The 26,384-nt window shown below is 50.9% G+C and carries 26 protein-coding genes; 17 read left to right on the top strand and 9 right to left on the bottom strand.

All coding sequences use genetic code 11. The features are described from left to right. Positions 1 to 211 precede the first annotated feature (211 nt). The 6 genes from CRG97_RS23540 (at position 212) to CRG97_RS23515 (ending at position 4,437) form a co-directional block, all read left to right on the top strand. Entirely contained in the window at positions 212 to 1,414 is a 1,203-nt protein-coding gene (locus CRG97_RS23540) for a M14 family metallopeptidase (RefSeq protein WP_098748241.1), read from the top strand. 198 nt (positions 1,415 to 1,612) lie between these two features. Beyond that, positions 1,613 to 1,888, top strand: coding sequence for a hypothetical protein (locus CRG97_RS23535; RefSeq protein WP_098748060.1), 276 nt, complete (start codon positions 1,613 to 1,615; stop codon positions 1,886 to 1,888). A 105-nt stretch (positions 1,889 to 1,993) separates the two neighbouring features. Continuing rightward, positions 1,994 to 2,296 carry a heme biosynthesis protein HemY gene (locus CRG97_RS23530; RefSeq protein WP_076325703.1) on the top strand — a complete coding sequence of 101 codons (303 nt, stop codon included), beginning with the start codon at positions 1,994 to 1,996 and terminating at the stop codon, positions 2,294 to 2,296. A 30-nt stretch (positions 2,297 to 2,326) separates the two neighbouring features. Continuing rightward, positions 2,327 to 2,548 (top strand): YuzB family protein, encoded by a 222-nt coding sequence (locus CRG97_RS23525; RefSeq protein ID WP_076325704.1) that lies wholly within the window; start codon positions 2,327 to 2,329, stop codon positions 2,546 to 2,548. 133 nt (positions 2,549 to 2,681) lie between these two features. Next, the gene (locus tag CRG97_RS23520; protein WP_076325705.1) at positions 2,682 to 2,948 is read left to right on the top strand and encodes a hypothetical protein; all 267 of its coding nucleotides are present in this window, start codon (positions 2,682 to 2,684) and stop codon (positions 2,946 to 2,948) included. Positions 2,949 to 2,988: 40 nt separating this feature from the next. Then, a complete protein-coding gene (locus tag CRG97_RS23515) occupies positions 2,989 to 4,437 on the top strand; it encodes a serine hydrolase domain-containing protein (RefSeq protein ID WP_098748057.1) in 1,449 nt (482 codons plus the stop codon). 195 nt (positions 4,438 to 4,632) lie between these two features. Here the strand turns inward: CRG97_RS23515 and CRG97_RS23510 are convergent, their stop codons facing one another. Further along, entirely contained in the window at positions 4,633 to 6,618 is a 1,986-nt protein-coding gene (locus tag CRG97_RS23510; RefSeq protein WP_098748055.1) for an LTA synthase family protein, read from the bottom strand. A gap of 105 nt (positions 6,619 to 6,723) precedes the next feature. Then, entirely contained in the window at positions 6,724 to 7,872 is a 1,149-nt protein-coding gene (locus CRG97_RS23505) for a THUMP domain-containing class I SAM-dependent RNA methyltransferase (RefSeq protein ID WP_098748052.1), read from the bottom strand. A gap of 162 nt (positions 7,873 to 8,034) precedes the next feature. Between CRG97_RS23505 and CRG97_RS23500 the strand changes: the two genes are divergently transcribed. After that, entirely contained in the window at positions 8,035 to 8,670 is a 636-nt protein-coding gene (locus CRG97_RS23500; protein WP_098748049.1) for an O-methyltransferase, read from the top strand. Positions 8,671 to 8,888: 218 nt separating this feature from the next. Here the strand turns inward: CRG97_RS23500 and CRG97_RS23495 are convergent, their stop codons facing one another. Next, positions 8,889 to 10,100, bottom strand: coding sequence for an MFS transporter (locus tag CRG97_RS23495; RefSeq protein ID WP_098748046.1), 1,212 nt, complete (start codon positions 10,098 to 10,100; stop codon positions 8,889 to 8,891). 237 nt (positions 10,101 to 10,337) lie between these two features. Here CRG97_RS23495 and hemE point away from each other — a divergent pair, with 237 nt between their 5' ends. The 7 genes from hemE to taeA all read left to right on the top strand — a co-directional run bounded on the left by hemE (position 10,338) and on the right by taeA (position 18,117). Next, positions 10,338 to 11,396, top strand: coding sequence for a uroporphyrinogen decarboxylase (gene hemE / locus CRG97_RS23490; protein ID WP_098748043.1), 1,059 nt, complete (start codon positions 10,338 to 10,340; stop codon positions 11,394 to 11,396). Positions 11,397 to 11,431: 35 nt separating this feature from the next. Beyond that, on the top strand, positions 11,432 to 12,373 hold the full coding sequence (hemH, locus tag CRG97_RS23485; protein ID WP_098748041.1) for a ferrochelatase: 942 nt from the start codon (positions 11,432 to 11,434) through the stop codon (positions 12,371 to 12,373). 143 nt (positions 12,374 to 12,516) lie between these two features. Further along, positions 12,517 to 13,833: a CapA family protein gene (locus CRG97_RS23480; protein ID WP_098748038.1), complete on the top strand. Its 1,317-nt coding sequence runs from the start codon at positions 12,517 to 12,519 to the stop codon at positions 13,831 to 13,833. 32 nt (positions 13,834 to 13,865) lie between these two features. Further along, the gene (locus CRG97_RS23475; protein ID WP_098748036.1) at positions 13,866 to 14,639 is read left to right on the top strand and encodes a glycerophosphodiester phosphodiesterase; all 774 of its coding nucleotides are present in this window, start codon (positions 13,866 to 13,868) and stop codon (positions 14,637 to 14,639) included. Between the two features lie 3 nt (positions 14,640 to 14,642). Next, on the top strand, positions 14,643 to 15,266 hold the full coding sequence (locus CRG97_RS23470) for a fumarylacetoacetate hydrolase family protein (RefSeq protein WP_098748033.1): 624 nt from the start codon (positions 14,643 to 14,645) through the stop codon (positions 15,264 to 15,266). Positions 15,267 to 15,298: 32 nt separating this feature from the next. After that, the gene (locus CRG97_RS23465; protein ID WP_098748030.1) at positions 15,299 to 16,105 is read left to right on the top strand and encodes a DUF92 domain-containing protein; all 807 of its coding nucleotides are present in this window, start codon (positions 15,299 to 15,301) and stop codon (positions 16,103 to 16,105) included. Positions 16,106 to 16,170: 65 nt separating this feature from the next. After that, entirely contained in the window at positions 16,171 to 18,117 is a 1,947-nt protein-coding gene (gene taeA, locus CRG97_RS23460; protein WP_098748027.1) for an ABC-F type ribosomal protection protein TaeA, read from the top strand. 182 nt (positions 18,118 to 18,299) lie between these two features. On the opposite strand, the gene CRG97_RS23455 is transcribed toward taeA, so the two are convergent. From CRG97_RS23455 to CRG97_RS23435, 5 genes are all read right to left on the bottom strand, one after another. Continuing rightward, positions 18,300 to 19,334, bottom strand: coding sequence for a M42 family metallopeptidase (locus CRG97_RS23455; protein WP_076325720.1), 1,035 nt, complete (start codon positions 19,332 to 19,334; stop codon positions 18,300 to 18,302). Positions 19,335 to 19,373: 39 nt separating this feature from the next. Then, positions 19,374 to 19,703, bottom strand: a complete 330-nt coding sequence (locus CRG97_RS23450) for a LapA family protein (RefSeq protein ID WP_076325721.1) — start codon at positions 19,701 to 19,703, stop codon at positions 19,374 to 19,376. A 109-nt stretch (positions 19,704 to 19,812) separates the two neighbouring features. Next, on the bottom strand, positions 19,813 to 21,603 hold the full coding sequence (gene pepF, locus CRG97_RS23445) for an oligoendopeptidase F (RefSeq protein WP_076325722.1): 1,791 nt from the start codon (positions 21,601 to 21,603) through the stop codon (positions 19,813 to 19,815). 199 nt (positions 21,604 to 21,802) lie between these two features. Further along, entirely contained in the window at positions 21,803 to 21,985 is a 183-nt protein-coding gene (locus CRG97_RS23440) for a hypothetical protein (protein ID WP_076325723.1), read from the bottom strand. A 3-nt stretch (positions 21,986 to 21,988) separates the two neighbouring features. Beyond that, positions 21,989 to 22,222, bottom strand: coding sequence for a hypothetical protein (locus CRG97_RS23435; protein WP_076325724.1), 234 nt, complete (start codon positions 22,220 to 22,222; stop codon positions 21,989 to 21,991). Between the two features lie 195 nt (positions 22,223 to 22,417). On the opposite strand from CRG97_RS23435, the gene CRG97_RS23430 reads away from it, so the two are divergent. Continuing rightward, positions 22,418 to 22,615 (top strand): cold shock domain-containing protein, encoded by a 198-nt coding sequence (locus tag CRG97_RS23430; RefSeq protein WP_006211711.1) that lies wholly within the window; start codon positions 22,418 to 22,420, stop codon positions 22,613 to 22,615. A 192-nt stretch (positions 22,616 to 22,807) separates the two neighbouring features. Here CRG97_RS23430 and CRG97_RS23425 read toward each other — a convergent pair whose 3' ends face one another. After that, positions 22,808 to 23,998, bottom strand: coding sequence for an MFS transporter (locus CRG97_RS23425; RefSeq protein ID WP_098748024.1), 1,191 nt, complete (start codon positions 23,996 to 23,998; stop codon positions 22,808 to 22,810). Positions 23,999 to 24,240: 242 nt separating this feature from the next. Here CRG97_RS23425 and CRG97_RS23420 point away from each other — a divergent pair, with 242 nt between their 5' ends. Further along, on the top strand, positions 24,241 to 25,320 hold the full coding sequence (locus CRG97_RS23420) for a tetraprenyl-beta-curcumene synthase family protein (RefSeq protein WP_098748021.1): 1,080 nt from the start codon (positions 24,241 to 24,243) through the stop codon (positions 25,318 to 25,320). A 25-nt stretch (positions 25,321 to 25,345) separates the two neighbouring features. Further along, positions 25,346 to 26,317: a 6-phosphofructokinase gene (gene pfkA, locus CRG97_RS23415; protein ID WP_098748019.1), complete on the top strand. Its 972-nt coding sequence runs from the start codon at positions 25,346 to 25,348 to the stop codon at positions 26,315 to 26,317. The last annotated feature ends 67 nt before the right edge of the window (positions 26,318 to 26,384 follow it).

Below are 26,384 nucleotides of genomic sequence, written 5' to 3'. Positions count from 1 at the left end.
TTATCTGGAATGAATAAGAGCAAGAAAACGCAGGCAGGACAAGGGATAACACCTTGTTCTGCCTTCATTATTTCCAGTGCCATGTTTCCAAAAGGATAGGGATATCGGAGCCTTTTTCGATCTTTTGCATCATACATGTTGGACAACCGGCCGCTCATATACATGGAATGGACGCTAATTGAAGCGGCTTTGCCGCGGAAAGGAATCCATTATGCAGCAATATGTCGTACAGAAAGGCGACACGCTAAGACGCGTGGCTGCCAGATATAGTCTGGCGTATGAACAGCTGATTACGGCGAATCCATGGGCGGCGCAGCAGCCGTATCTCCAGCAGGGGCAAATGCTCTATCTTCCTGCATCGTTGCGCCGAAGGTATGTCATTCAGGAACATGATACCTTTGATAGTATTGCGAGTACGTTCCGGTTTCGGAAGGAAGCCTTGGAAGAACTGAATCCCGGATTATCAGCTCATCATCTGCCACAGGGAAAAACGATCGTTCTGCCGGGTACCACGCATAGGCGCATGATACGATTAACCGGCGAATACGGACCGGGGGATCTGGAACGTGATATACAAGAGATGCAGCTTCGCTACCCTGTTATCGAGTGGAGTGTCATCGGCCGAAGTGTGCTCGGCAAACCGCTATATGCGGCCAAGATCGGTAAAGGCCCTAAGAACCTTCACATCAATGCAGCACTGCATGCCAATGAGTGGATCACAACCCCTTGTCTGATGCGATTCATGGAGGAATACGGCAGGGCATTATCGCAAGAGTCACCGGTTTATTTTCAGGAGCCGAATGCCTGGTACCGGAACTATACGTTATGGGTTGTGCCGATGGCAAACCCGGATGGGGTAGAGCTTGTACAGGAAGGCGTTACACCTTCTCATCCATATTATGAACGTCTGCTCGAGTGGAATGGCGGACGCGAGGATTTCCGGCGCTGGAAGGCGAATATGAACGGCGTGGATTTGGGTGACCAGTTCCCTGCGCATTGGCATGAGGAAGTCGAGCGAAGGGGAAAAATCCGTCCATCGCCTCAGGATTATGCGGGGACCAAGCCGCTGTGCGAGCCGGAAGCCGAAGCCGTCTATCAGCATACGTTATCGATATCTCCGGAACGGGCCATTTCCCTGCACAGCCAAGGCAGGGAAATCTATTGGAATTACAGGGACTACGAACCTCCGGAGAGTGAGGACATGGCCCGAAGATTAGGTCAGGCCGGCGGTTACAGGCCGGTGAAGCTGCAGGGCAGCGATGCAGGATACAAGGATTGGTTCATTCAGCATTACCGGAGGCCGGGCTTTACCGTGGAGATTGGTTATGGGATGAATCCGCTGCCGCTTGAGGATTTCGAGGATCTGTGCGTCGAGGTGGGTTCTATTCTAGCTGCGTTTATGTCTTTGGAATAGGATCGTTTGAAACGAATAGGTCTTATTCAACGTATAAAATATAGAAGAATACGGCCGCTGCTTTAATGGATCACAAGGCAGTGGCCTATTTTCGCCTTTTTTTGCTGCAGCCACCGGAATACTGTGTTGCCGGGATTTCTTAGAGATTTGCTAATTGGGTAATGATATAGACATGCTGCCTGGAATGGAGGGAACAATATGAAGTGGAGAAGATTATGGTCGCTTCGGCGCTGGTCGCATGTATTCCAGCGGATATTCGGGTATTTAGCCTCTTCCCGGGTTGCACTCGGGGACAAGCTGTTATTTCTGGTCCCCGTTGTGCTGTACTGGGTGCTGCCAGACTTTATGCCTTTGCTGCCGATCGACGATATCGGAGTCACGATGCTGCTGATGAACTGGTTCGTATCCCGTGTCGAACGGAAATATCCAGGTCTGCTCAGTGAGGACCAGGGTCCCGCCAAGCGCGTACGGTAAATGAGCTTCGGTGGCTGTAACAATACGGACAGGACCCTTGCGAAAAAGCCGGCAGGGGTCTACAATAACATATTGAATGAAACATCCGCGAGGAGATGAATATACGTGAAATGTAAAATTACCCGTAATGCCGCCAAGGTGTTAAAGCGAGAGCTGGACAAGGAAGAGAACAAGGATAAGAAACTTCGCGTGCTGGTTACCCATGCGCATGGCGATCATGCCCACTACGGCCTGGATCTGGACACGCCTAAGGAAAATGATGTCATCGTATCCACAGATAAAGAGATCGACGTCATTTTGGAGGCGGGACAACCTTTCCTGGACGGCGTTAAAATCGACTATCTTTATTTTCCTGAGGAAGGCTTTGTAATTACGAATCCGTCCCAGGGCAATCACGGCGACCACTAGGTTACTTCAGAATAAAGAAGGTAATGTTCAATGGCTAATGATATTCGCGTCTGCGAGAAGTGCAGACATACGAAGTTGAAGACAATGATCCCGAAAATTAAGAAAATGGTACCGGATGCCGACATTAAGATCGGCTGTAAATCCTATTGCGGTCCTTGCGGCAAACGAGCATTTATGTATATCAATGGCCGTTATGTCAGCGCGCCTACAGAGGATGAAGTGCTGGCAAAGGCGCTGCCGTTTGTGAAATAACAAACAAACAGGCTGTTTAACACACCTGCATTGAAGTTAAAGTGGAATTCCCATTCTACGGGTATAGTTCCTGGCTCAGCCATCCATGCTAAGAGGGCAACGGGAACAACAACTTTAGAAGGGAGCATCCGTCATGAACAGTCACGATTCCAGTCTACACTCCAACAGTCCCAGCAACAGCGCGCTAGATTCCGTGGAGAAGCTGCACCGTGCCGTATCCTCGGCAATGTCCCATCCGACGGAACAGCTGATTCAGCAAGCGGAGAATTCGTTATCCCATACGGAGCAAGCGGTTTCCCAGGTGATTGAGCAGGGAAATCGAAACGCGGTGGAATTGGCGGAAGAGTTGTTAGGCGATGAGAAGGAACGTCTGTCCAAGCTTCGTTCAGCTAAAAAGTAGTTTATGATCCTGTGCAGTCCGTTCAATAGCTTTCGAGCTAATGAACGGGCTTTTTTTAACCGTTCTGGCGTTCATGCTTCCGACATGGGGGAACGTTGTCGAAGCGGATGAAGGAATGACCGATAAGGTTGACCTCAACATGAAAGCGATGATGGAGGAATATCAAACTCCGGGCCTTTCCGTTGCCATCGTACAGGATGGGGACACGCTGTTTACAAACAGTTATGGCGTTACAGCAGAAGGCAGCACGGTCAGCTCCAATACTCCATTTTTCCTCGGATCCATCTCCAAATCCATGACGGCGTTAGGGATTGTCCAGCTTGCGGAGTCGGGCCAGGTCGACTTGGATGAGTCCATTGGAACCTATCTGCCATGGTTTGCGGCCGAAGCGTCTTCCGAGGCGTCGTCAATAACGATAAGGCAATTGCTTGCTCAGACGAGCGGATATAGTACATATACGGGCATGGAGTATTCCGATGTGGGTGCGAAGGATGCTTCTGCCCTGAAAGATAATGTGCGCAATCTCTCCCACGCGAAGCTTAGCAGAGCACCAGGGGAACAACATCAATACAGTAACGCCAATTATATGATCCTGGGTGCAGTTCTGGAGGAGGTGTCGGGTCAATCCTATGCCGATTATATGGAGCAGCATGTGTTTGGCCCGCTGGGCATGAGTACGGCTGCAGCCGATGAGGAGCGGGCGGTTCGATCCGGATTTGAACAAGGGTATCAATCCTGGTTCGGCTATCCGCGAGTGAGCAGCGTTCCCTATGACAATAGCGGTGCTTCTTATGGTTATATCACGGCGAGTATCGACGATATGGCACGGTATCTCCAATTTTTGCTCCAAGATAACGACATGTTGGTTCGTCGAGAATATAAGGAGCTGCTCCTGTCGCCTTTAGTTCAGCATCGACCGGATCGCGCCTATGGTTTTGGCTGGAGAATAAGCGAGACGGACCAAGGCGAGACTCTGGTATGGCATTCCGGATCAACGCCGGAGGCACGGGCGGAAATCTTCTTCATCCCGGATCGGGGCGTAGGGGCCGTTATTTTAACCAACAAGGATCACATTTTGGAGGAAGCCAGATTGTCTCAGGTCTCCAAGGATCTGAGGGGAATACTAGACGGACAAGACCCGAAACCGCCTTCCGCTGGAGTCCATCCGGTGATTTGGGGATTGGCGGGAACTTTGATCATCCTGCTCGCTATTCTGCTATGGTTGCTGCTAAGAATGAAGAAACGCAACTTGAAGTTATATCTCACGCTTCCGCTGAGTTTGGTTCTATTTGCGATGTCAGCTGGCATCATTCCGCTCTTCACGCGTCTGACAAGCTCCCCTTGGAATTCCATACGACTCTTCGCACCTGACATAGCCTATATGACGCTGGGGATTGTAGCCAGCCTGGCATGGATGGGGCTTGTGCTGATGTACGGAACGCTTGTCAATCGGAGAAAACATCTTGAGTCGGTTACCCGCCGGGCTTGATATAAGAAATGTTACCAGTAAAAAGATGATCCCTTCATAAATGCAGCTTGGAGTGCCTATTCGGACACGGCCTAGCCCAAAAAAACCAACCAGGCTGATGGATAAGATCAGCCTAGTTGGTTTGGTTTAAAGCAGCCTCAGTCAACAGCGATTAGAGGCTGAATAAAATTTGAAATTTGCTAATGTTAGGCCCGGTTATCGGGCATTCGCTTGGCCCTGTGATTTAAATAACTTCAGCAGGTCATACGTGATCACTTGATCGGAAATACGCAGCTGCTCCTGTGTCTCATCATAACCTTCACGGCAGGCCTGAATATCGGTCGGCTGACGCGTCGAAAGATCGTAGCAGGTTCCCCCTTCAAGTCCGGCCGTTTCGGTTGGCAGGTAGAACACCTTCTCATCGGAGAATGCGCCGCTGCGCAGCGGAATCAGACGCGGCTTGTCAGTAAACAGATGGCCTCCGATCCAGTAATACGGTTCCTTTGGCACGCCGAGAAGATGAAGAATACTTGGTGTCACGTTCATCATGCCGGAGGCTTCCGGATATACTCCGGCTTGCTTCCCATCAGGCAGGCGGATGAGCAGGGGAACCTGATTCATGATTTGCTCCATGTCGAGTGCATTCAGTTCTCGTCCCAGGAATTTCTCATAGTCCGCTTTTTCTTTGATCGAATTGTCGTGATCCCCATAGATGATCAATATGGTGTTATCCCACACTCCTTGCTGTTTCATCTGCTCGACGAACTGGCCGAATGCTTCGTCAACATAGTGGATCGACTGCAAATAGTTCCCGAATATCGATCCTTCAAAAGCCCCTGTATCCAGCTTCACACCATCCTTGGGGACATAATACGGATGATGGCTCGTTAACGTAATCAGGAAGGAATAGAAGGGCTGCTTGATACCTTTCATTGCATCCAGCGATTGCGCGAAGAACGCTTTGTCGCTCAATGACCATCCCTGCACATCGTTTATTTCAAAATCTTTCTTGCTGTAAAACCGGTCGTAATTCATTTCTCGGTACATTGTGGTACGGTTCCAGAAGCTGCTGTCATAGGCATGGAACACGTTTGCGCCATAGCCCTGTTCTTTCAGAATCTCCGGAAGGGTATCGTACTCGCGATCAGCATATCGCGTAAATACGGAACCTGTGGGCAGCGGAAGCAAGGAGCTGTGCGTGACAAAGTCCGCGTCGGACGTTCGCCCTTGACCGGTTTGATGATAAAAATTGCTGAAATACATACTGTCCTTCATCAAACGGTTGAAGTTAGGGGTGATTTCCTGCCCCCCGATCGACTGGCCGATGACAAAATTCATGAAGGCCTCCGTCTGAATCATGATGACATTGCTGCCTTTATACTTGCCGAACAAGGCGTCCGTATCGGACGGCTCCATACGTTTAGCATCAAACCATGCCTTGATCTGATTGATTTCCTCTTGCGGAAGCTTGGGCTGCCCCACGAGATGATCTCGTCCATAACGGTAGATATCATAACCGTGAAAGCCGATCAGTCCCGTCACATTATACAGCGTAATATTCCACCAATTGCCTTCAAAGAGGCCAACGGCCCATGTATTGGACGCTTTCTTGATCGGAATGAAAGTCATGACCATGCCCAGGATGAACACAAGTGTGCCTGTTACCAAACGGCGAATGATCCGGTTCCGCCGATGCTGGCGGTATTCACCCGGGAGTGTGTAGGTTCCAAAGGTGGATCTCCGTTTGCGGAACACCATCACGGCGGTAAATGGGACGATCATAAGCCAATCGATAAAAAAGAACAGATCGGACGCATGAATCAGGGAACGAATGCTATCCCCGAGGGAACCGACTTGTCCGGCCTGCATAAGCACCGGCACTGTAATGAAATCATCGAAGTAGCGATAATAGATCAAATCGGCGTACAGAATCCCCGTCCATAAGAGATTTAATAAAGTTAAGGCCGCAAGCCGGCTTCTTGCCGGAAGCCACAAGGTCCAGAAGGAGATCAGCAGGAGCGAGCCGACAGCGATCACATAGTCTGCCTGATCCAGCTTCATGTTGGTAATATGGAGATGATGATCAAGCATGATCAGCTTGTACATCATAAGGATAAGGAATATTAAATATGCGGTGTATCGGTAATGCAGCCCTTTGGAGACCCGGCTTCGGATATCGCTCCATGATGGGGATGAGAGCACGTGGGTATCCTCCTTTTTTCAAAAACATCCTTTTATTATAGCTTGGCCTGGATGACCGAGCAAAAAAGCCGCCCAAGGGCGGCGATTGCAGGAAGCGTCATTTCGTTATTCCGCCGATTTGTTACGCGGCGGCAAGGGGCCCAGGTATTGATAATACTGGCATTCGATCCGGCCATTGAACAGCTTGCGGCGCTTGTCCGCCTTGCGGCCGAAGTAATGCTCGAATTGCTTGGTCGGGCTAAGCGCGAAGAAGGACCAGGTCGGGAGTGAATGCGTTACGGATCCGAGCTGGCGAATGAGACGTTCAACTTCCTCTTTCTCGCTTAACCGCTCGCCATAGGGTGGATTGGTGATAATACAACCATATTCACCTTCAGGTATGGCTTTGGCTGCAGGGAGGACTCTAAAGTCGATTTCACCGGCAAGTCCCGCACTTTTGGCGGCGGCTTTGGCTACTTCGATCGCTTTCGGGTCGATATCGCTTCCGGCGATATGCAGCGGAATATCGTCCTTCACAGCGTCAAAAGCTTCCTCGCGTGCATCTTCCCAGAGGTTGTCTCCAATGATATCCCAATGCTCGGACGGAAACGAGCGGCGCAGGCCGGGCGCAATATTCCAAGCCATCATCGCGGCTTCGATCAGAATGGTGCCTGAACCGCAGCACGGGTCATACAGCGGACGATGTGGGCCCCAGCGGCTTAATTGCAGAAGAGCGGAAGCCATGGTTTCCTTCAGCGGAGCTTCCGTAACCAGCTTGCGGTAGCCACGTTTATGCAGGGCTGGTCCTGTAGTATCAAGGGTCAGTATGGCTCGATCCTTCAAGAGAGAAACCTCGACTACATAACGAGGGCCGTCCTCGGGGAACCATTCCGTATGGTGTGAGAGCTTCAGCTTCTCCACGATTGCTTTCTTCACCATGCCCTGACAGGCAGGAACGCTGCTAAGCTGAGATTTATGGGAGCGTCCTTCCACAGGAAATTCACCATCCGCCGGAATCCACTCTTCCCATGGAAGAGCTTTTGTTCCTTCAAAGAGTTCGTCGAAGGTAAAGGCTTTAAACTCACCCATCTTGACGAGAATACGGTCCGACGTCCGGAGCCACAGATTGCAGCGGCAAATATCAATCAGGTCACCTGAAAAGGTAACTCTACCATTCTCTACTTCCATGTCGGTGTACCCGAGCTCTTTCAACTCGCGGGCAACGACGGCTTCCAGCCCCATCGGGGCCGTCGCGATCAATTGTAATCGAGGCATTAACGATGTCAACTCCATTTAACATGTGTACGGCGATAGTCGCCGCCGGTTCAATCTATATAGTATAGGCGATTGCATTGACTAAGACAATTATCATATGATAGTTCTCGTTAGGTTTAACGGGAAACAACGCATCTTATTAAGACAAAGGAGGCGGCTTCATTGCTTACGACCCCTGATGATTATGTTAACCAATTATACCCTGAAGATGAAGAGCTTCAGTTCGTCATAGAGGCCATCCGCGAGCATGGGATGCCGGAGGTTTCGGTGGCACCGGCATATGGCCGACTGCTGACCATGCTGGTACAGACAGCCGGCGCTAGGAATATTCTCGAAATCGGCGCCCTTGGCGGCTATAGCGGCATCTGTCTGTGCCGAGGGCTTTCTGCGTACGGCAAACTCACCTCACTCGAGCTGAAGGAAGAATACGCGCAACTTGCAGGCAGACATCTGGAGAAGGCCGGATTCAAGGATCAGGTGGAGTACCGCATCGGTCCGGCGGCGGATAGTCTGGAAGCTTTGAAGCAGGAAGGGCGGACATTCGATTTTTTCTTTATTGATGCGGATAAGGAGAACTATCCCCTATACTTGGAATATGCCCTGGAGCTTGCGAATCCGGGTGCGCTTATAGCCGGGGATAACTGCTTTTTGCGCGGCAGAACACTTAACTCGGAGAAGAACGGTCCTTCGGTTCAAGCGGTACGCCGGTTTAATGAAATCATAGCGACGGACAAGAGGCTGGTCAGCACGCTGCTGCCCGCTTATGACGGGCTGATCCTTGCACGCGTTAAAGGATGAAACAATCAATAGCGAGATGTGCTGGACGATAAGATAACCATTGGAAGGAGTGCATCGGATCATTTTGTTGCTTGCCACCAGGTATAATCCGATGTAGGTGATTTGACGGGTACATGAATATAGTAAAGGGCTGTCCTCGGGTCGATGTAGACCACGGGACAGCCCTTTGTTGTTTGGTTTGGGAGACTAGCCCCATCTAGATGACAGACCCCGGGGGATCAACGATATTTGGGCGAGGGCTTTTGCGAGAACAGCTTTCGTCTCACCCACATCATATTGATGATCAACAAGCAGCCGGAAGTAATAAACAATCCTTCGATTCCGATGAAACCGGATAAGAATCCGCCGATCACCGCGCCCAGCATGTTGCCAAGCGCAAGCGAGCTTGTGTTGAAACCAAAGGAGCGGCTTTCCATGCCGTCCGGCGTGTAAGAGCGAATCAGCGCGTTGACACTCGGCAGCAGCCCGCCCATAAAGACGCCCATCATGAACCGTACAATAATCAATTGCCACACCGATTGAACGAAGGCTTGCGGGATCAGCGTAAGTCCCGTACCGATCAAGGCGTAGGTCAAGATGCGGTGCGCACCGACCTTGTCGCTGAGCTTACCGAGAATCGGGGAGGCGATCATGTTTGACAGCCCCGTTACGGCTACAACAAACCCGGCCCATATCGCAATATCCACCGCGGTTCCATGCAGCTTCTGAACGTACAGCGGGAGCAGTGCCATGGGACTAATCATGGCGAATTGCAGCAGGAACGTGACGGCGAATAACGCCGGCAGCTGCGGAATGTGGCTCAGCTCTTTAAGCCCGGCAATAACCGAAGGCTGCGGCGCCTTGGCTGCCTGCTCGCGGTTGAAGTTTTCTTTAACCAGGAACAAGGCAAGCATCGAAGCGGCGAAGATCAGTCCGCCGGTGATATAGAAAATTGGACGGAATCCGACCCAGCTGGCCATGAGTCCGCCGATCAACGGGCCGAGAATGGTGCCTGCAACTTGTCCAGATTGCATGATGCCCATCGCAAATCCCATTCGATTCTTGGGCGTCGTGCCCGATACGAGTGATATCGCCGCAGGGTTAAATCCCGATATGGTACCGTTCAGCAAACGCAGAACCAGCAGATGCCATGGATGGGTAGCAAAGCCCATGCAGGCAATGACCAGCGCCATGCCGAAGCCGGAGCGCAGCAGCATGATTTTGCGTCCGTATTTATCGGCGACTTTTCCCCAGATCGGTTGAAAAATGAATGATGTCAGGAAGTTGGCGGCGAATATCAATCCTGCCCATAGTCCTATTTCCCGGTCTCCAACAACATTCAGGTCTTGCGCCAGATATAATGTCAGGAACGGGGTGATCATGGTCATCCCGGAGTTGACCAAAAACTGTCCGAACCAAAGCACAATGAGATTGATTTTCCAATTGGTCAATGTGCCCTTCACTTCCTTTCTAAGCTGTCGAGCCCGGAATGACCGGGCGAATTGTGGGAGTACCCTAAAAATGCCATTCTTTCAGTATAACATATTTAAAAAGTGCCAAAAGCTAACAATGTCATAAGATTGTCATGTGATTTTCATAGGATGTCCATGTAAGACGGTTGTTACTTACTTTTAAAAAGGGCATAATGAAATTTAGGAAACTTTATACACATTGATGGGGGCCTAATCATGACCTATAACGATCAATTCATTCGCGCTTGCCGTAAGCAGGAAGTGAATCGCGTTCCTGTATGGTACATGCGTCAAGCGGGACGCTACGACCCGGAGTATCGAAAGATCAAAGAAAAGTACTCCTTACTGGAAATATGCAGTCAACCGGAGCTGGCGGCAGAGGTAACCTTGATGCCCGTACGGAAGCTTGGTGTAGATGCGGCTATTTTATATTCCGATATTATGAATCCCGTTGCCTCAATCGGCGTAGACTTCGATATTGTGAAAAATATCGGCCCGGTGATTGATAATCCGATCCGATCTGCGGCGGATGTAGAGAAACTACGCCCGATTGATGTCGAGGGGGATCTTGGACATGTCCTGGAGACGATCCGTATCCTGGATAAGGAGCTGGAAGTGCCGCTTATCACGTTTGCCGGCGCTCCGTTCACGATTGCCAGCTATCTGATCGAAGGCAGACCATCCAAAAATTATCTTCGTACGAAAGAGCTCATGTACAGTGAGCCGAAGGTATGGTTCTCGCTGATGGACAAACTTGGGGATATGGTGATCGCTTATTTGCGTGCCCACGTCGCTAACGGCGGGAAAGCGTTTCAATTGTTTGATAGCTGGGTGGGGGCATTGTCTCCACAGGATTTCCAAACGTTTGTCCTACCAACCATTAAGCGTATTTTTGCGGAGCTTCAGGACCTGAGTGTTCCGAAAATTTATTTTCCAGGCGTGAGCTCAGGTGAGCTGCTGCCTACGCTTACGGATCTCAGCACGGATGTCATCGGTCTCGACTGGCGTGTGTCCATTGCAGAAGGACGCCGCCGCTTAGAGCATAAGTATGCTGTTCAGGGCAATCTGGACCCGACCGTTCTGACCGGACCGATGCCGGTCATCCAGCAGTATGCGAAGGAGATTATCGATCAGGGGATTCAGGAGCCCGGCTTTGTGTTTAATCTAGGGCACGGTTTATTCCCGGAGGCTTCGTTAGAGAAACTGCGTGAGTTGACATCGTATATTCACGAATACTCCGCTCAGGCACTGCAGGCAGGTGCACAACGCTCTTAAATGTTGAATATTTTATTAGTCAGAGGTGAGATGGTATGAAGAACAAGATTGGCGTGTTGGTTATGTCCTACGGTACTCCGGAGAACATGGAAGGAATCGAGAGTTATTATACCCACATCCGCCGCGGGAATAAGCCGTCGGAGGAGCAGCTCAAGGAGCTTACTGACCGCTATGAGGCGATTGTTGGGGGTGTCTTTCCACTCCGGGAGAATACGGACCGACAGGTACGCACGCTGCAGGATACATTAAATGCGGATCCTCGCGCAATCGATCTTGAGTTTGTATGCTATCAGGGACTGAAGCACGCAGCTCCGTACATTGAAGATGGTGTTGAGCAAATGGTGCGGGACGGCATTATGGAAGCCGTCGGCATTGTGCTGGCTCCTCATTACTCCACGATGAGCATCGGATCCTACGTGAAGCGCGCTCAAGCCAAAGCGGATGAGTTGGGACTTGAGATCTCGTTTGTGGAGAGCTATCACATGCATCCGAAGCTGATCGAAGCCTTTGCAGACCGGGTGTCCGCCAAGCTGAACCAGTTCGAGGAAGCAGGGGCTGCCCGCGACAGCGTGAGAGTGCTGTTCAGTGCTCACAGCCTCCCGGAACGCATTTTGTCCATCGGAGATCCCTATCAGGAGCAGTTGCTTGAGACATCCAAAGCCGTAGCCGAACAGGCCGGCGTCAAGAAGTGGCAGTTCACATGGCAAAGTGCTGGCCGGACGGCGGAGCCTTGGCTCGGTCCTGACATTCTGGATACGCTGCAAACGCTGAATAAAGAAGAGCAGGTCGAGGATGTGCTGGTTGCGCCGGTCGGTTTCGTCTCGGATCATCTTGAGGTCCTGTACGACCTGGATATTGAAGCCAAAAGCATTGCCAAGGAAATGGATATGCGGCTTGAGCGCATCGACTCCTTGAACAGTGACCCGCTTTACATGGAAGCGCTCAGCGATTCCGTGATCACCTTGATAGGTCTGTAAATCCGTCATTACCGGAAATTCGAATAGAATGCTTAGATATGGAACTCCCCGGTGACGGGGGGTTCTATTCTTTATAAGGAAGCTGGTATAATGGGGGGAAGCGACTTATAACGCGAGCTCATAAGTGAATAAAGGAGTGACCTATGCATCTGTCACGATCAGAGAAAAGCAAGGCCGAGAAGAAGGCCCGTAAGCAGCGAACCGGACGGGTTTGGATCATACTTAACTTATGTTTGATTTTTATGATCGCTGCTTTGCTTGTCTATCATTTTAAATTTAAGGAAGATCCTGTTCAGCAAACGGCTTATCCGCCTGGTATGCCGGACTTTGGCATGGAAGGGGATCAGGCGGATAGCCCGGGCTCCGGACAACAAGCTGACGGGGAGGGGGCGGATTCGAAGCCTCCGAAGACGACGGAGACTGGCGAACCCCCAGGTTCCGATATAACCGAGCCAGAAGGCAGCGCAACAGATGATCCTTCCGATTCCACGATGGCAAAGCGGGTGGTTATGCATTTTGCAGGGGATACTTTGTTCTCAGGCAAGGTGGAGGCTGAGCTGAAGAAGCACGGATATGATTATCCCTACAAGCATCTGGGCACCGCATTCTTGGAGGACGATCTAACCGTGCTTAATCTGGAAACGCCGGTTACGACCGGAGGCGTTGGCGCCGCCAATAAAAAATTCGTATTCAAGTCCTCACCAGAAGTATTGCCGGCTCTCCGAGATGCGGGAGTTGAGGCCGTTAATCTGGCTAACAATCACATCCTGGATCAAGGCCAAGAAGGACTTTTGGATACCTTGAAGCATTTGAAGGACCAGGATATCCGTTATGTGGGAGCAGGACGGAATGAGGAGGAAGCCTTCGCGGCCCAGTATTTCGAGCTTCAGGGCATGAAGGTTGCATTGCTTGGATTCAGCCGTGTGCTACCGGAAACGACCTGGTACGCGCTGGAGAACAGGCCGGGGGTGGCTGGGGCGTATGATCATGTGCTGCCCAAGGCGGTTGAAGCGATCCAGACGGCGCGTTCCAAGGCCGATCTGGTGGTCGTGATTGCCCATTGGGGCGAGGAGCTCCATAAGACGCCGAATGTTCACCAGATTAATCTGTCACGCGCGTTCATAGACGGTGGGGCTGACCTGATTATCGGCGGACACCCCCATGTGCTGCAGGGATTGGAGCAGTACAAAGGCAAGTGGATTGCCTATAGTACCGGCAATTTTATATTTACTAAATCTTCGAATGAAGATACGTGGAAAACAGCCGTATTCCAGGCGTCATGCAGCAAGCAAGGAGACTGTGACTTGAAGCTGACGCCTTATCGTACGGAGATCGGACAGGTCATCCCGCTTGAAGGCAAAGAAGCTGAAGCCTTGCTGAAAGAGGTGGAGAAGCGATCCGTTGGCGGCGTCAAAATAGCGCTTGATGGTGAAGTAATTGCAGGCAAGGCTGTGGAATAATTCGTTAAACGTTACAGCAAGGAGGTCCCACCATGAACAATTTATGTGTGGCTCACCGGGGATTTTCCGGTAAAGCACCTGAGAATACGCGCGCAGCCATCCAGATGGCGATGGATGAGCCCTTCGTGCATTGGATGGAAATTGATGTGCAATTGACTCAGGACGGGGTCCCTGTAGTGATACATGACTTCAGCGTGGATCGTACGACGACCGGGAAGGGCAAGGTGAAGGATCTGACCTGGCAGCAAATCCGGAGGATGGACGCCGGAGAATGGAAGGGACGCCAATTCAGGGGAGAGCAGGTTCCATCGCTCGATGAAGTCCTGCAGCTTGTCAAAGGCCGATTGAAACTTAATATCGAACTTAAAACGAGCGGAGATATGTATCCCGGCCTTGAGAAGGCCGTTCTGGAACGGATTCATGCCCACCGGATGCTTCCGGATGTAGTGCTCACTTCCTTTGAGCCGAAAGCCTTGATGAAAGCGAAGGAATTGGAACCTGATGTGAGAACCGGACTTATTATTGATGCGCATCCTCGCAATTTGGTAGCACGCCTGAAGCAAATGAAATGTTCCTTTTTATCCATCGGCTACTCCCATCTGGATGCGGCCTTTGCGTCGGATTTGGTGAAGAATGGTATTACGCCGATGGCCTGGACGGTGGATGATGCGAAGAGCATGAGATCGCTGGCCAGAATGAATCCTGCCATCATGATCTGTACGAACCGCCCCGATACATGGGGGCAGATTTTTATCCATAAAATTGCACCCAAAGTTCCATTCTGGCGAAGAAAATGGAGGTTTTAATGTATGTGTGCCCTAGTGAACAACGTTTACTGTGTAGGTCGTAATTATCAATTGCATGCGGCGGAGCTCGGCAATGCCGTACCGGAAGAGCCGATGATTTTTCTTAAACCCTCGCATGCCGTCGTTCCGCTGGACGGCAGCGTGTTGAAACTGCCGATGGACCGCGGCAGTCTTCATTTTGAAGGTGAGCTTGTTATACAGCTTGCGGAGGATTATGCGCCAGGCAAAAGTGTTGACGAGCTTGTAAAAACGATGGCTCTTGGCATCGACTTCACGCTGCGTGACGTACAGTCGGTCATTAAGGAGAAGGGACATCCTTGGACAGCGGCAAAAGCGTTTAAATCTTCTGCACCGCTTACGCCATCCATAGCGTTTCCCGGAACCGCGAAGCTGACGGATATTGATTTTATCGTAAGGAAGAACGGCGAAGAGGTACAGCGCGGGAATGTGAAGGATATGATCTTCTCCCTTCAGCGCATCATCGATTACATCGGCGAACATTATGGCCTTGGTCAAGGTGATTTAATCTTCACGGGTACACCGGCTGGCGTAGGACCGACGGAATCCGGTGACGTATTCGAGTTGTTCTGGGGAGATGTCCGTCTGGGCCGCTGCGAAATCGGGTAATCTGATATGCTTTATCATGGGAGGGATCACAGATGGATTGGCTGATCGGAGCGGCAGGTGCCCTTATCGTGGCAGGAGCCGCATACAGGAAACGATCGCTATCGGAATCCGGAGCCGCAGCCGCTATTCTGATGGGTACCATATATTACGGAGCAGGGAACGTGTTTTGGTTCGGAACCCTGCTTCTTTTTTTCATAACGTCCACACTGCTCTCCCGGTACGGGAAACAGCGGAAGGCCGACCTGGAGAAATCCTATGCCAAGACAGGCCGGCGGGATGCGGGCCAGGTATTCGCTAATGGCGGCATCGGTATGGTGCTGTGTCTGTTAAACGCATGGTTCCCGTCCGATCAGTGGGTATTCCTGTTTATAGGTGTTATGGCTACCGTAACGGCGGATACCTGGGCCACGGAGTTAGGCAGCCTTAGCCGGAAGCCTCCGCGTTCCGTGCTGAACGGCAAGGTGCTGACCGCCGGCGAATCCGGCGGCGTCTCCTGGGTCGGCTCCACGGCTGCAGCGGTAGGGAGCATACTGATTGGGGCAGGCGGATGGTTACTTGCTGGATGGAGCGGCATGGATGCAGAGATATGGCCGTATGTCCTGGCAGCCCTTGCGGGCGGATTGGTTGGAGCTTTTGCCGATTCGTACCTCGGAGCGACTTTACAAGTGATGTATCGCTGCCGTGCGTGCGGCAAATCAGTGGAAGTATCTCAACACTGCGGCCAAGATACGGTGCGCATGCGCGGATATGCTTGGATGTCCAATGATGCAGTTAATCTGGTCAGTTCACTTCTCGGCGGCGCGGCAGCTTATGGGATTGCAGTGCTGATAGCGTTATAATGTATCCATCTTACCGATGAAACAACGCTCAACGAAATCTATAGATGTAAGTAGGGATCATAACAATGAATATTTTGACCGTCGAACAGGTAACAAAAAGCTATGGGGATAAAATTCTGTTTCAAGATGCGTCCTTCGGAATGGAGGATCAGGATAAAGTCGGCATTATCGGCGTTAACGGCACGGGGAAATCCACGTTTATGCGCGTCATCGCAGGGCTCGAGCCGCCCGACTCCGGTAAAATATCGATGGGAAATCGCATCCGGGTGCGTTACCTGGCACAGAACCCGGAGTTTGATCCGGACAAAACCGTCCTGCAGCAGGTGTTTGAGGGCGATCTTCCGGAGATGAAGGCGGTGCGGGATTACACCGAAACGATGGAGCTGCTGGAGCTGCATCCGAGTCATGAGGAGCTGCAGCAGAAACTGCTGAAGCTCAATCAGACGCTGGATACGCTGCAGGCGTGGCAGCTTGAAAGCGATGCGAAGACCATCCTGTCCAAGCTGGGGATTCGGAATTATGAAGCGAAGATGGGTACGCTGTCGGGTGGCCAGCGTAAGCGAGTGGCATTAGCCGCCGCTTTGATTCAGCCTTCCGATTTGCTCATTTTGGACGAGCCGACAAACCATATTGATAATGAATCCGTCGCCTGGCTGGAGCAGTATTTGCAGAAGCGCCGCGGTGCGCTGCTCATGATTACGCATGACCGGTATTTTCTGGACCGGGTGGCGAATGTCATGCTGGAGCTGGATCACGGACGGTTGTTCCGATATGAGGCGAATTACAGCCGTTTTCTGGAGCTGAAGGCAGAACGCGAGGAGCGCGAGGCTGCTTCCGAGCAAAAGCGTCAGAATTTGCTGCGGAGCGAGCTTGCCTGGATTCGTAGAGGTGCCAAGGCCCGTACGACCAAGCAGAAGGCGAGAATTGAGCGCTTCGAGAAACTCAAGGATCAGGAGATGGTGCACAGCTCTGGTGAACTTGACGTATCGGTCGCTTCCACCCGCTTGGGACGCAAAATTCTGGAGATCGAAGGACTCCGGAAGAAGATCGACGACAAAACGTTAATTCAGGACTTTTCCTACATCGCGGTTCCCGAAGATCGAATTGGCATCGTAGGCCCCAACGGCAGCGGCAAATCCACGCTGCTCAATCTGATTGCCGGGCGGATTCAGCCAGATGGCGGGGAAGTCGTGCTGGGACCGACGGTCAAGCTCGGTTATTTCACGCAGGAGCATCAGGAGATGGATGGCAGTCAGCGCGTGATTGAGTATATCAAGGATGAAGCAGAGGTTATCCGCACGGCGGACGGCTCGGCGATTACCGCGGCCCAGATGCTGGAGCGATTCCTGTTCCCGCCCGCGCTGCAGTGGACGCCGATTGCGAAGCTGTCCGGAGGCGAGAAGCGACGGTTGTATCTGTTGCGGGTGCTGATGAGCGCTCCGAATGTGCTGCTGCTGGATGAACCGACGAATGATTTGGACATCCAGACATTGTCCGTCTTGGAGCAGTATTTGGATGAGTTCCCGGGCGTCTGTATCGTGGTATCCCATGATCGCTTTTTCCTGGATCGAACGGTAGACAAGATTATGGCGTTTGAGGGCAACGGAGAGATCCGTGTCCATGTCGGCTCCTACAGCGAATATGCGGAATGGATGCAGCGCCATGGTGGTGCAGCTGCCGGGAATAAGGCGGAAGCATCCAGTTCCAAGTCTGCTTCGGGGAGCAATGATGGCACGGATAGCGATTCAGCTAAAGAAACACCGCGAGAGCGCTTGAAATTCAGTTACAAAGAACAGCGGGAGTATGAGCAGATTGACAGTCTCATTGAAGCAGCAGAGAGCAAGCTGGCATCCATTCAATCGGAAATGGAGACCGCCGGCAGCGATGCAGCCAGGCTTCAGGAGTTGATGAAGGCTCAAGAGGAAACGGAACGTGAGCTGGAGCATCTGATGGAACGCTGGACCTATTTGAACGAGCTCGCGGAGAAGATTGAACAGAGCAAGAAATCGTGATGATTCTAAGCGATCCATATCACTAACAAAGGGGCGTCCCCAGGCATAATGCCTTGGCTGGACGCCCCTTTGTTAGAGGTTTCAGCTTCGCTGAAACCTTGTGATATTCGTAAAGAACAACATTCTCTATACGTGGACGCTCCTCTATGAAAGTCCGTAAATAGACGTTGTTTATGAATGATTTACCTTACGTAGGCTGCCAGCAGCTTAACGGTGTTAAGAACGGCTTGTTTATGCGTTCTTTCCATGGCATGGGATGCATGAACGCCGGGACCGATCAACGCGGCCTTGATGTTGCTGCCTGCGGAAAGCGCCGCAGAGGCGTCAGAGCCGTAATGAGGGTAGACATCCACCGCATAAGCGATGCCTTCGCTCTCGGCCAGCTGGATCAAACGGCTGGTCATGTCATAGTCATAGGGACCGGATGAATCCTTCGCGCAGATGGATACATCGGTTTCCTTGCAGCTCAGGTCATCGCCGATGCAGCCCATATCAACCGCAATCATTTCATTGATGTCGGCAGGAATGTAGGCTGCGCCATGTCCCACTTCTTCATAGTTCGAGATGAGAAGCTTCACATTGTGTTTAGGTTTCCAGTTATCCCGCTTCATGCTTTCGAGCAAGCCGAAGAGGGCGGCAACGCTGGCTTTGTCATCCAGATGGCGCGATTTGATGTACCCGCTTGGCGTAATGACCGGACGAGCATCAAAGGAAACAAAATCGCCAACCCCAATGCCGAGTTTCTTCACATCATCGGCCGACTCCACCAGCTCGTCGATCCGGACCTCCATATGGGCTTCCTGGCGCTTGAAATCACGTGCATCGCTGTACACGTGAACGGAAGGATGCGTGGACAGGATGGTGCCTGTATATTTCTTGCCGCTGCGCGTGTGGATGATGCAGTATTCATTCTCAATGCTGTTCATCATGTATCCGCCAACGGAGGTAAGCCGGAGCGTGCCCTCTGATTTCACGGCACGAACCATCGCGCCAAGCGTGTCCACATGGGCGCTCAGTCCAACTGTACGGCTGCCGTCTTGTCCAGGAACGGACAGGATGGCACCGCCTTTTTCATTCCATTCCAGCGAGACATTCAGCGAAGCGGCTTCCTGTTCGATCCGCTTCATAATGTCTTGGGTATATCCGGTAGGGCTCGGTGTATCGAGCAGTTCTTTTAGCAGGTCCAGCACATAAGTTTCATTCGGTTGTATCGACACGAATTGTTAAGCCTCCTTGTTTGAAACGAACAGCCCTCCCTATTCAGCGGCGGGGGCGTCCTTCTCTTCTTTCTTGCTTTCCTCTTCGGCAGCTTGTACTTCAGGGGTGTATCCCGTTACTTCACGGATATGTATAAGTTGCTCCGCTAACGAACGGATTTCCTTCTGCATTTGATATTGACGGTAAATGCCGAACGTGCCGACAATCAGTCCCCCGATCAGTGAGCACCCGATAATCAGCAGAATCAGCGGTACATTGACTGTGCCGAATAACAGATTCACTTCGACCGGATTAACGTTGATGACGGCGAATACAGCCGTAATCAGGGCAAACAATAAGGCTGCGATTAGCGACCATTGAATTTTCATGGGGAACACCTCCTTCCTCCAAACAGTATAAAATCCCTTGCCTGTAAAGGGCAAGGGATTTTATTCCACTGGTCAATTTAAGAATCGCTCATCCTGCTATAGAGGCTGTTTATTTCGTCAATTGCTCCATTTGGCTGATGATGTCTTCAAACACGCTCATCGCCTCACGAATCGGCTCTGGTGAGGACATATCCACGCCGGCCTTCTTGAGAATGTTAATGGAGTAATCGCTGCCGCCGCTCTTCAGGAAGCCGAGGTAGCGGTCAACGGCAGGCTGGCCTTCTTCAAGGATCTGCTTGGAGAAGCTGGTCGCAGCCGAGAAGCCAGTCGCGTATTTGTACACATAGAAGCTGTTGTAGAAATGAGGAATCCGTGCCCATTCCATGCCGATCTCCTTATCCACCTGCATGCCTTTGCCGTGATATTTCACGTTCAGCTCATAGTAGATGTCGGATAGGTCTTGAGGAGTCAGGGATTCGCCGCTCTCCGCGCGTTCGTGCACAATCTTCTCGAACTCGGCGAACATCGTTTGACGGAATACCGTGGTCCGGAATTGATCGGCATAGTAAGTGAGCAGGTACATTTTTTGCTTCGGATCCTTGGCGTTTTTCAGCAAGTAATCCATCAACAACGCTTCGTTCGTGGTGGATGCCACTTCAGCCAGGAAGATGGTGTACTGCGCATCACGGTATTTCAGGGCGTTGTCGGAATAGTAAGAGTGAAGCGCATGACCCATCTCATGAGCAAGGGTAAACATGCTGTTCAGGTTATCTTTATGATTCAGCAGCACATAAGGATGGGTGCCGTAAGCGCCCCAGCTGTATGCGCCGGTCCGTTTGTTCTCATTCTCATATACATCGATCCAGCCGTTGTCATATCCGGCTTGCAGGCTGCTGAGATAATCTTCACCAAGCGGCGTGAGGCCTTCCTTGGTCATTTGTTTTGCTTCTTCGTAAGTGATGTCCCACTTGTACTCTTCTACGAGCGGTGCGAACAAATCGTACATGTGAAGCTCATCCACGCCCAGCAGCTTCTTGCGGAGCTCCATGTACCGGTGGAGGAGCGGCAGGCTCTCGTGAATGGTGTCGATCAGGTTGGTGTAGACTTCCTTCGGAATGTTATCGCCATAGAGCGCCATTTCCAGAACGGAAGGGTACTTGCGTACGCGGGAATAGAACATATTTTTGTTTACATTGGCATTCAGCGTAGCCGCAATCGTGTTTTTCTGCTTGCCATAGGTTTCGTATACGGCTTTGAAAGCACGCTCGCGAACTTCGCGGTTCGGGCTCTCCAAGAATTGAATATAGTTGCCGTGCGTGAGCTCGACTTCCTTGCCGTCCTCGTTTTTGATTTTCGGGAATTTCATATCCGCATTGTTAAGCATGCCGAAAATGGTCTGCGGCGCAGAGGAGAGGTTGCCGACTTGAGCCAGCAGCGCTTCTTCGGTCTTGGACAGAACATGCGCTTTCTCCCGTTTCATCTCGGACAGCGTAAATTTGAATTCCTTGAGGGAAGGGTCTTCAATGAGTTTGTCAAGCTCCGCTTCGGACAAGGACAGAATTTCCGGCGTGATGAAAGAGAGGGCTTCTCCGGCTTCGACATTCAATTTTTTGGCTTTGGCAGATAGCGCCTGATATGTAGGGTTTGCCGTATCCTCATCATGATGCATATGAGCATATACATATAAACGTTCGGCATGATATGAGATTTCGTCTTCAAGCTCGAAGCATTCCTTGATGGAAGCCGCGTTGGTTAACTTGCCTTGATAATCGGCTGTGCGTTTCAGAAGATTCTTCAGCTCCGCAAAGCTCGCATCCCATGCCTTCTGGTCAGCGAATAAATCTTCAAGCTTCCATTGATGCTCTTTAGGGACATCAGCGCGTTTTAACAATTGTTCCATGGAAATCCTCCTTGAATGATATGTATTAGTTGGAGTCCGGGTTCCTTCAGATAAGACTTCGTTGCGGGTAGTTAGAGCGATCAGGCAGATTGCAATTGTCATGCTGAGCACCTTGGCGCCTCCCATGGCATAATACCTCCTCGAATTGAAGCATCCGAGCGATAGTATGCCGCGTACCCGCCAATTTCATCCTATAAATTTACGAGGAACCTGGATTCAAGAAACTGTATACAATAAGGTAAAAGGCAAACAAGATGAAGGCGACGGCAATCAGGGCCATCCCCTTCCTCAGTCTTGGCGGTATCTTATCCCGGTACATGATCATGACGGCACCGAGACTGAACGCGAGAATAATGAAGATGACAATATTTGTATAATCCATGCTCTACACCTGCTTAAAAGCAGCCATCATTTCTCTCCACTCATCTTCCCGGCCTTCAAAATCTGCTTTGGGGAAACGGTTTTGAGCCCAGTGCATCAAGGCTGGCCGACTCATAAAGGTATGGGTCTCTTCGCCCCACTGGTCAGAAATCTCGCGTAGAACGATGTACCGGCCCTGAACTTCAACCGTCATCATGTTCCACTTGTCTTTTTTGTATATTTCATGTTTTTTGATCATATGCATTCTCCGTTTGCTACTTAGGCTTTTGGGTAAATGATAACGCACTCGTGGGCGTAAAAGCAAATAATCTTCTGTTAAATAGTGGTTCAAAAAAAGCCCCTTAGGGCGAATTGACGGATTGCATTGTCAGAAAACATGGGATATAATATGGATATTCGCCATAGATGGCGGTATTTTTAGGAGGTTGTTCATTTGAAAGGTACAGTTAAATGGTTTAACGCAGAAAAAGGTTACGGCTTCATTTCCGTTGAAGGTGGCGAGGATGTATTCGTACACTTCTCCGCAATTCAAGAAGAAGGCTTCAAGAGTTTGGAAGAAGGTCAAGCGGTTGAGTTCGACATCACTGAAGGTAACCGTGGTCCTCAAGCAGCCAACGTAACAAAACTGTAAGTTAGCTCCCAATACGGAGATCTTATAGAATTACCAAGGCAGGAAGCACAGTTCTCGGTTTTGAGAACTGTGCTTTTTTGTATTCTAATGGGTCAAGCTATTGCATCAGCAACAAAGGCAAGTACGGATGATTTTTGGTCCGTACTTGCCTTTATTGTTTTGGAGCTAGCGAGGGAAATCCAAGCGGATTCTCTAAGCGCTGATTCCGCCGACATTCATATCCTCCGGCTTGGCAAAGAGGTGTCGGTAAAGAAACCCGAGACCAGCGATAAAGGCCAGGAGGGCTGCAAGCTGGTAGAAGGCCGGTCTTCCTGCCGCTTCGAACAGCAAACCGCCGAAGGCTCCGCTGAGAAGTCCTGAAACGCTTGACCAGAAGATAATGAATAGAGCCATGCCGGTCGCGCGGTACTGCCAAGGAATGATCCTTGTAATATAACGCACGGCGGTTACATAGAACACGCCGAAGGTAATGCTGTGAAGCGACTGAACCGCGAGAACGGACAACGGGTCAGCTGCCAGTGCCATGAGCAGGAAACGGAGCGCAAACATTAGGCTTGCAAAGGTTAGCAGCGGCAGCTCCTTCATCTTGTCGCCATACTTGCTCAGCAGGAAGAAAATCGGGATCTCGCTGCCAGCCGAGACCATTAAGGACCAGCCGATGAGTCCTTCGCCCGCACCGAGCTCGGATAAGGTAAGCGTAAGAAAGGCTTCATTCATACGGTGGGCGATGGCAAGGCAGAACGTGCAGCCGAAGAACCACAATATTTCTTTGGAACGCAATATTTTGAGGAGGGCTCCCAGCTCAACAGGCTCTGACTTGACAGCAACTCCGTCGCGGAGAAGAAACGAGCAGAGCAGCGTGAACACGCCGATTCCGATGCCGATCGCCAGTGTGGCCGATGCGCCTGCAGCACCGATGGCATATCCAATGGCAAGCGCGAAGAACGCATAGCCGAGTGAGCCGAATACGCGAATGACGGTAAAGCTGCGTCCGTACCTCTGTGCCGTTTGGATGGCCATCGTATCCGCCAGGGGATAGACCGGATAGTAGAAAAAATAAAACAGACTGATCGTAAACAATACAACGCCGAAGCTTGCAACCTGCCACAACACAAGCATCGTGACAAGCTGTCCGATAATCAGAATGTTCATGATACGTTTGATGGTCCGGTATTTGTCGCTGGTGTAACTCCAAATCATATTGGAGAACATGGATATAAGCGGGCCGATGGCATACAGATAACCGATCTGCGCGCTGCTGAAGCCGATTTCTTTGAAATATAGCGGGAAATAGGAAATGACGAGGGCTGTCGTGCCAAAAATCGTAAACATAAAGGCGCGCAGCCAATTCTGATCCGGTCTGGGCGTAGCGGGAAGTTTCATGCTGGGGATCTCCGTTCTTTTCATGAGCCCGTATATAACGCTATTTGTGAGGTTCATGGGTCTGTTATTCAGCTCCGACTAGTATATAACATATCGCAGGATGGAGATAGATGGATTATAGGATGCGTCCAACTACCATACGCCGTCAATGATTTGTGTTATTTGTGCAAAATGAACGATCATATTATAATAGGTTTGATTTGGATAGGTATAAAAAGACAACCATGTGGAGGCAGAGTTCATTGAATAATCAAGAGCTAAGCCGTAAAGTTCCGCGCAGTCCGGTCGGGCTGATGAGCCGGGTGTATAAATTCATACTTCCGGAAGTGCGGATCGAATTGGAGAAGTGGCGCCGGGAGGCTGAGCAAATTCCGGATGAGGAGCTACGAAAGCAGGCACTGGCCAGTATAGATAACAAAAGATTTCACTGCCAGGGCGGAGCGGTGTATGCCGCAGCCAATCTGCCGGAGAAGCATATTCTCATTCCATTGATTGTAGCTTACCAGACAATTAGCGATTATCTCGATAATTTATGTGACCGTAGTACTTCGCTGGATCCAGCGGATTTCAGACAGCTCCATCAGTCGATGCTGGATGCCGTTACGCCTGAGATTGAGCCGGCCGATTATTACGCTCTCCGGACCGAAAGGGAGGATGGAGGTTACCTTCTCCGTCTTGTGCAGAAATGCCGGGATTGCATCGGTCAATTATCAGGATATGAAGCGGCAAAGCCCTACATAAGGGATTTGGCTGGGCTGTATACCGATTTGCAGGTACACAAGCACATCCATCCGGATAAGAGAGAAGCGGCATTGCTTGAATGGTGGTCCCAGCATGCTCATCGGACACCGCATCTGCGGTGGAACGAGTTTGCGGCTGCAACGGGATCAACCTTGGGTGTGTTCATGCTATTCTTGGCTGCAACCGATCCGTTTCTGGATGACGAGGATGCATCGTCCATTCATGCGTCTTATTTTCCGAATGTATGCAGTCTCCACATTATGCTGGATTATCTTATTGATCAAGACGAAGACAGGCTGGGTGGCGATCTGAACTTTTGTAATTATTACGAAGATGCCGATACGATGCTGAACCGTATAGCTTCCATAGTTGAGTGGGCCCGGAAGGATGTCAGAACAATTCCCTCGACCCCTTTTCATCGTATGATCATTGAGGGGTTACTGGCGTTATATTTATCCGATCCAAAAGTCAGCGAGCAGCAGCTGGTTCGCTCCGTATCCAAACGTTTGATGAAGAAGAGTCCGATGACCCGGATCTTTTTCTACGTCAACAGCCGATGGATTCGTAAGCATAAAGCATGAGTGACATTGAAGGAGGAAACGAAACATGGCAGAGGTTAAAAAAATTGCAGTTCTTACAAGTGGTGGCGATTCCCAAGGGATGAACGCAGCGCTTCGCGCCGTTGTACGCAGCGGTATGTATTATGGGCTTGAAGTATATGGGATTCAGCGCGGTTACCAAGGACTTCTGGAGAACGATATTATTAAAATGGATCTTCGCAGCGTAGGGGATATCATCCAGCGCGGAGGCACAATCCTTCGTTCCGCCCGCTGTGAAGAATTCAAGACGGCGGAAGGGCAGCAGAAAGGTGCCGACATTCTGAATCAGCATGGCATCGACGGACTGGTCGTTATCGGAGGAGACGGCTCTTACCATGGGGCGAACAAGCTCAGTAAACTCGGAATCAAAACGATGGGCCTTCCCGGAACGATTGATAACGATATTTCCTTTACCGATTATACGATCGGCTTTGATACAGCCGTTAGCGTCGTTGTAGACGCCGTTAATAAACTGCGCGACACAATGTCTTCTCATGCACGCTCGTCCGTTGTAGAGGTTATGGGACGCCACTGCGGCGACATTGCGCTCCATGCGGGTCTTGCATCAGGCGCAGAGACCATACTGGTGCCGGAAGTAGAGTACAACCTTGATGAAGTGGCAGCCCGCTTGCGCGAGAATTTTGCAAAAGGCAAACGTCACAGTATTATCATTGTGGCGGAAGGCGTCGGACGCGGCGAGGACATCGTATGTGATCTTAAAGAGTGCCATGCCTCAATCGATGCACGGGTAACGGTGCTTGGACATATCCAGCGCGGTGGAGCTCCGACTCCGTTTGACCGCAACCTGGCGAGCCGTCTTGGCGATTTTGCGGTTCGCAGTCTGATTGACGGCCAATCCGATAAAGGATGCGGCATCATCAAGGGCGAACTGGTCCTCACGGATATTGACAAGGTCGTTAACACGAAGAAAGAGTTTAACCGTGAGCTTTACGATTTGGCATTGCGATTGTCCCAATAAATTTGGCCGCTGCCTAATTTTTGATGATAAGCAAAAAGACCGTCTCTCATTGCAGAACGCATTCTGC

The sequence above is a fragment of the Paenibacillus sp. EZ-K15 genome (genome assembly GCF_002573715.1).
GTDB lineage: Bacteria > Bacillota > Bacilli > Paenibacillales > Paenibacillaceae > Paenibacillus_AQ.
Note: the sequence above shows the minus strand (reverse complement) of the source record. Positions and strands in the feature narration are given on the sequence as shown.

Bases quoted from the DNA above. Each gene is read 5' to 3' on its own strand.
- CRG97_RS23540 (WP_098748241.1), top strand. From the start codon at position 212: ATGCAGCAATATGTCGTACAGAAAGGCGACACGCTAAGACGCGTGGCT.
- CRG97_RS23535 (WP_098748060.1), top strand. From the start codon at position 1,613: ATGAAGTGGAGAAGATTATGGTCGCTTCGGCGCTGGTCGCATGTATTC.
- CRG97_RS23525 (WP_076325704.1), top strand. From the start codon at position 2,327: ATGGCTAATGATATTCGCGTCTGCGAGAAGTGCAGACATACGAAGTTG.
- CRG97_RS23520 (WP_076325705.1), top strand. From the start codon at position 2,682: ATGAACAGTCACGATTCCAGTCTACACTCCAACAGTCCCAGCAACAGC.
- CRG97_RS23515 (WP_098748057.1), top strand. From the start codon at position 2,989: ATGAACGGGCTTTTTTTAACCGTTCTGGCGTTCATGCTTCCGACATGG.
- CRG97_RS23505 (WP_098748052.1), bottom strand. From the start codon at position 7,872: ATGCCTCGATTACAATTGATCGCGACGGCCCCGATGGGGCTGGAAGCC.
- hemE (WP_098748043.1), top strand. From the start codon at position 10,338: ATGACCTATAACGATCAATTCATTCGCGCTTGCCGTAAGCAGGAAGTG.
- hemH (WP_098748041.1), top strand. From the start codon at position 11,432: ATGAAGAACAAGATTGGCGTGTTGGTTATGTCCTACGGTACTCCGGAG.
- CRG97_RS23480 (WP_098748038.1), top strand. From the start codon at position 12,517: ATGCATCTGTCACGATCAGAGAAAAGCAAGGCCGAGAAGAAGGCCCGT.
- CRG97_RS23475 (WP_098748036.1), top strand. From the start codon at position 13,866: ATGAACAATTTATGTGTGGCTCACCGGGGATTTTCCGGTAAAGCACCT.
- CRG97_RS23470 (WP_098748033.1), top strand. From the start codon at position 14,643: ATGTGTGCCCTAGTGAACAACGTTTACTGTGTAGGTCGTAATTATCAA.
- CRG97_RS23465 (WP_098748030.1), top strand. From the start codon at position 15,299: ATGGATTGGCTGATCGGAGCGGCAGGTGCCCTTATCGTGGCAGGAGCC.
- taeA (WP_098748027.1), top strand. From the start codon at position 16,171: ATGAATATTTTGACCGTCGAACAGGTAACAAAAAGCTATGGGGATAAA.
- CRG97_RS23450 (WP_076325721.1), bottom strand. From the start codon at position 19,703: ATGAAAATTCAATGGTCGCTAATCGCAGCCTTATTGTTTGCCCTGATT.
- pepF (WP_076325722.1), bottom strand. From the start codon at position 21,603: ATGGAACAATTGTTAAAACGCGCTGATGTCCCTAAAGAGCATCAATGG.
- CRG97_RS23440 (WP_076325723.1), bottom strand. From the start codon at position 21,985: ATGGATTATACAAATATTGTCATCTTCATTATTCTCGCGTTCAGTCTC.
- CRG97_RS23435 (WP_076325724.1), bottom strand. From the start codon at position 22,222: ATGATCAAAAAACATGAAATATACAAAAAAGACAAGTGGAACATGATG.
- CRG97_RS23425 (WP_098748024.1), bottom strand. From the start codon at position 23,998: ATGAAACTTCCCGCTACGCCCAGACCGGATCAGAATTGGCTGCGCGCC.
- pfkA (WP_098748019.1), top strand. From the start codon at position 25,346: ATGGCAGAGGTTAAAAAAATTGCAGTTCTTACAAGTGGTGGCGATTCC.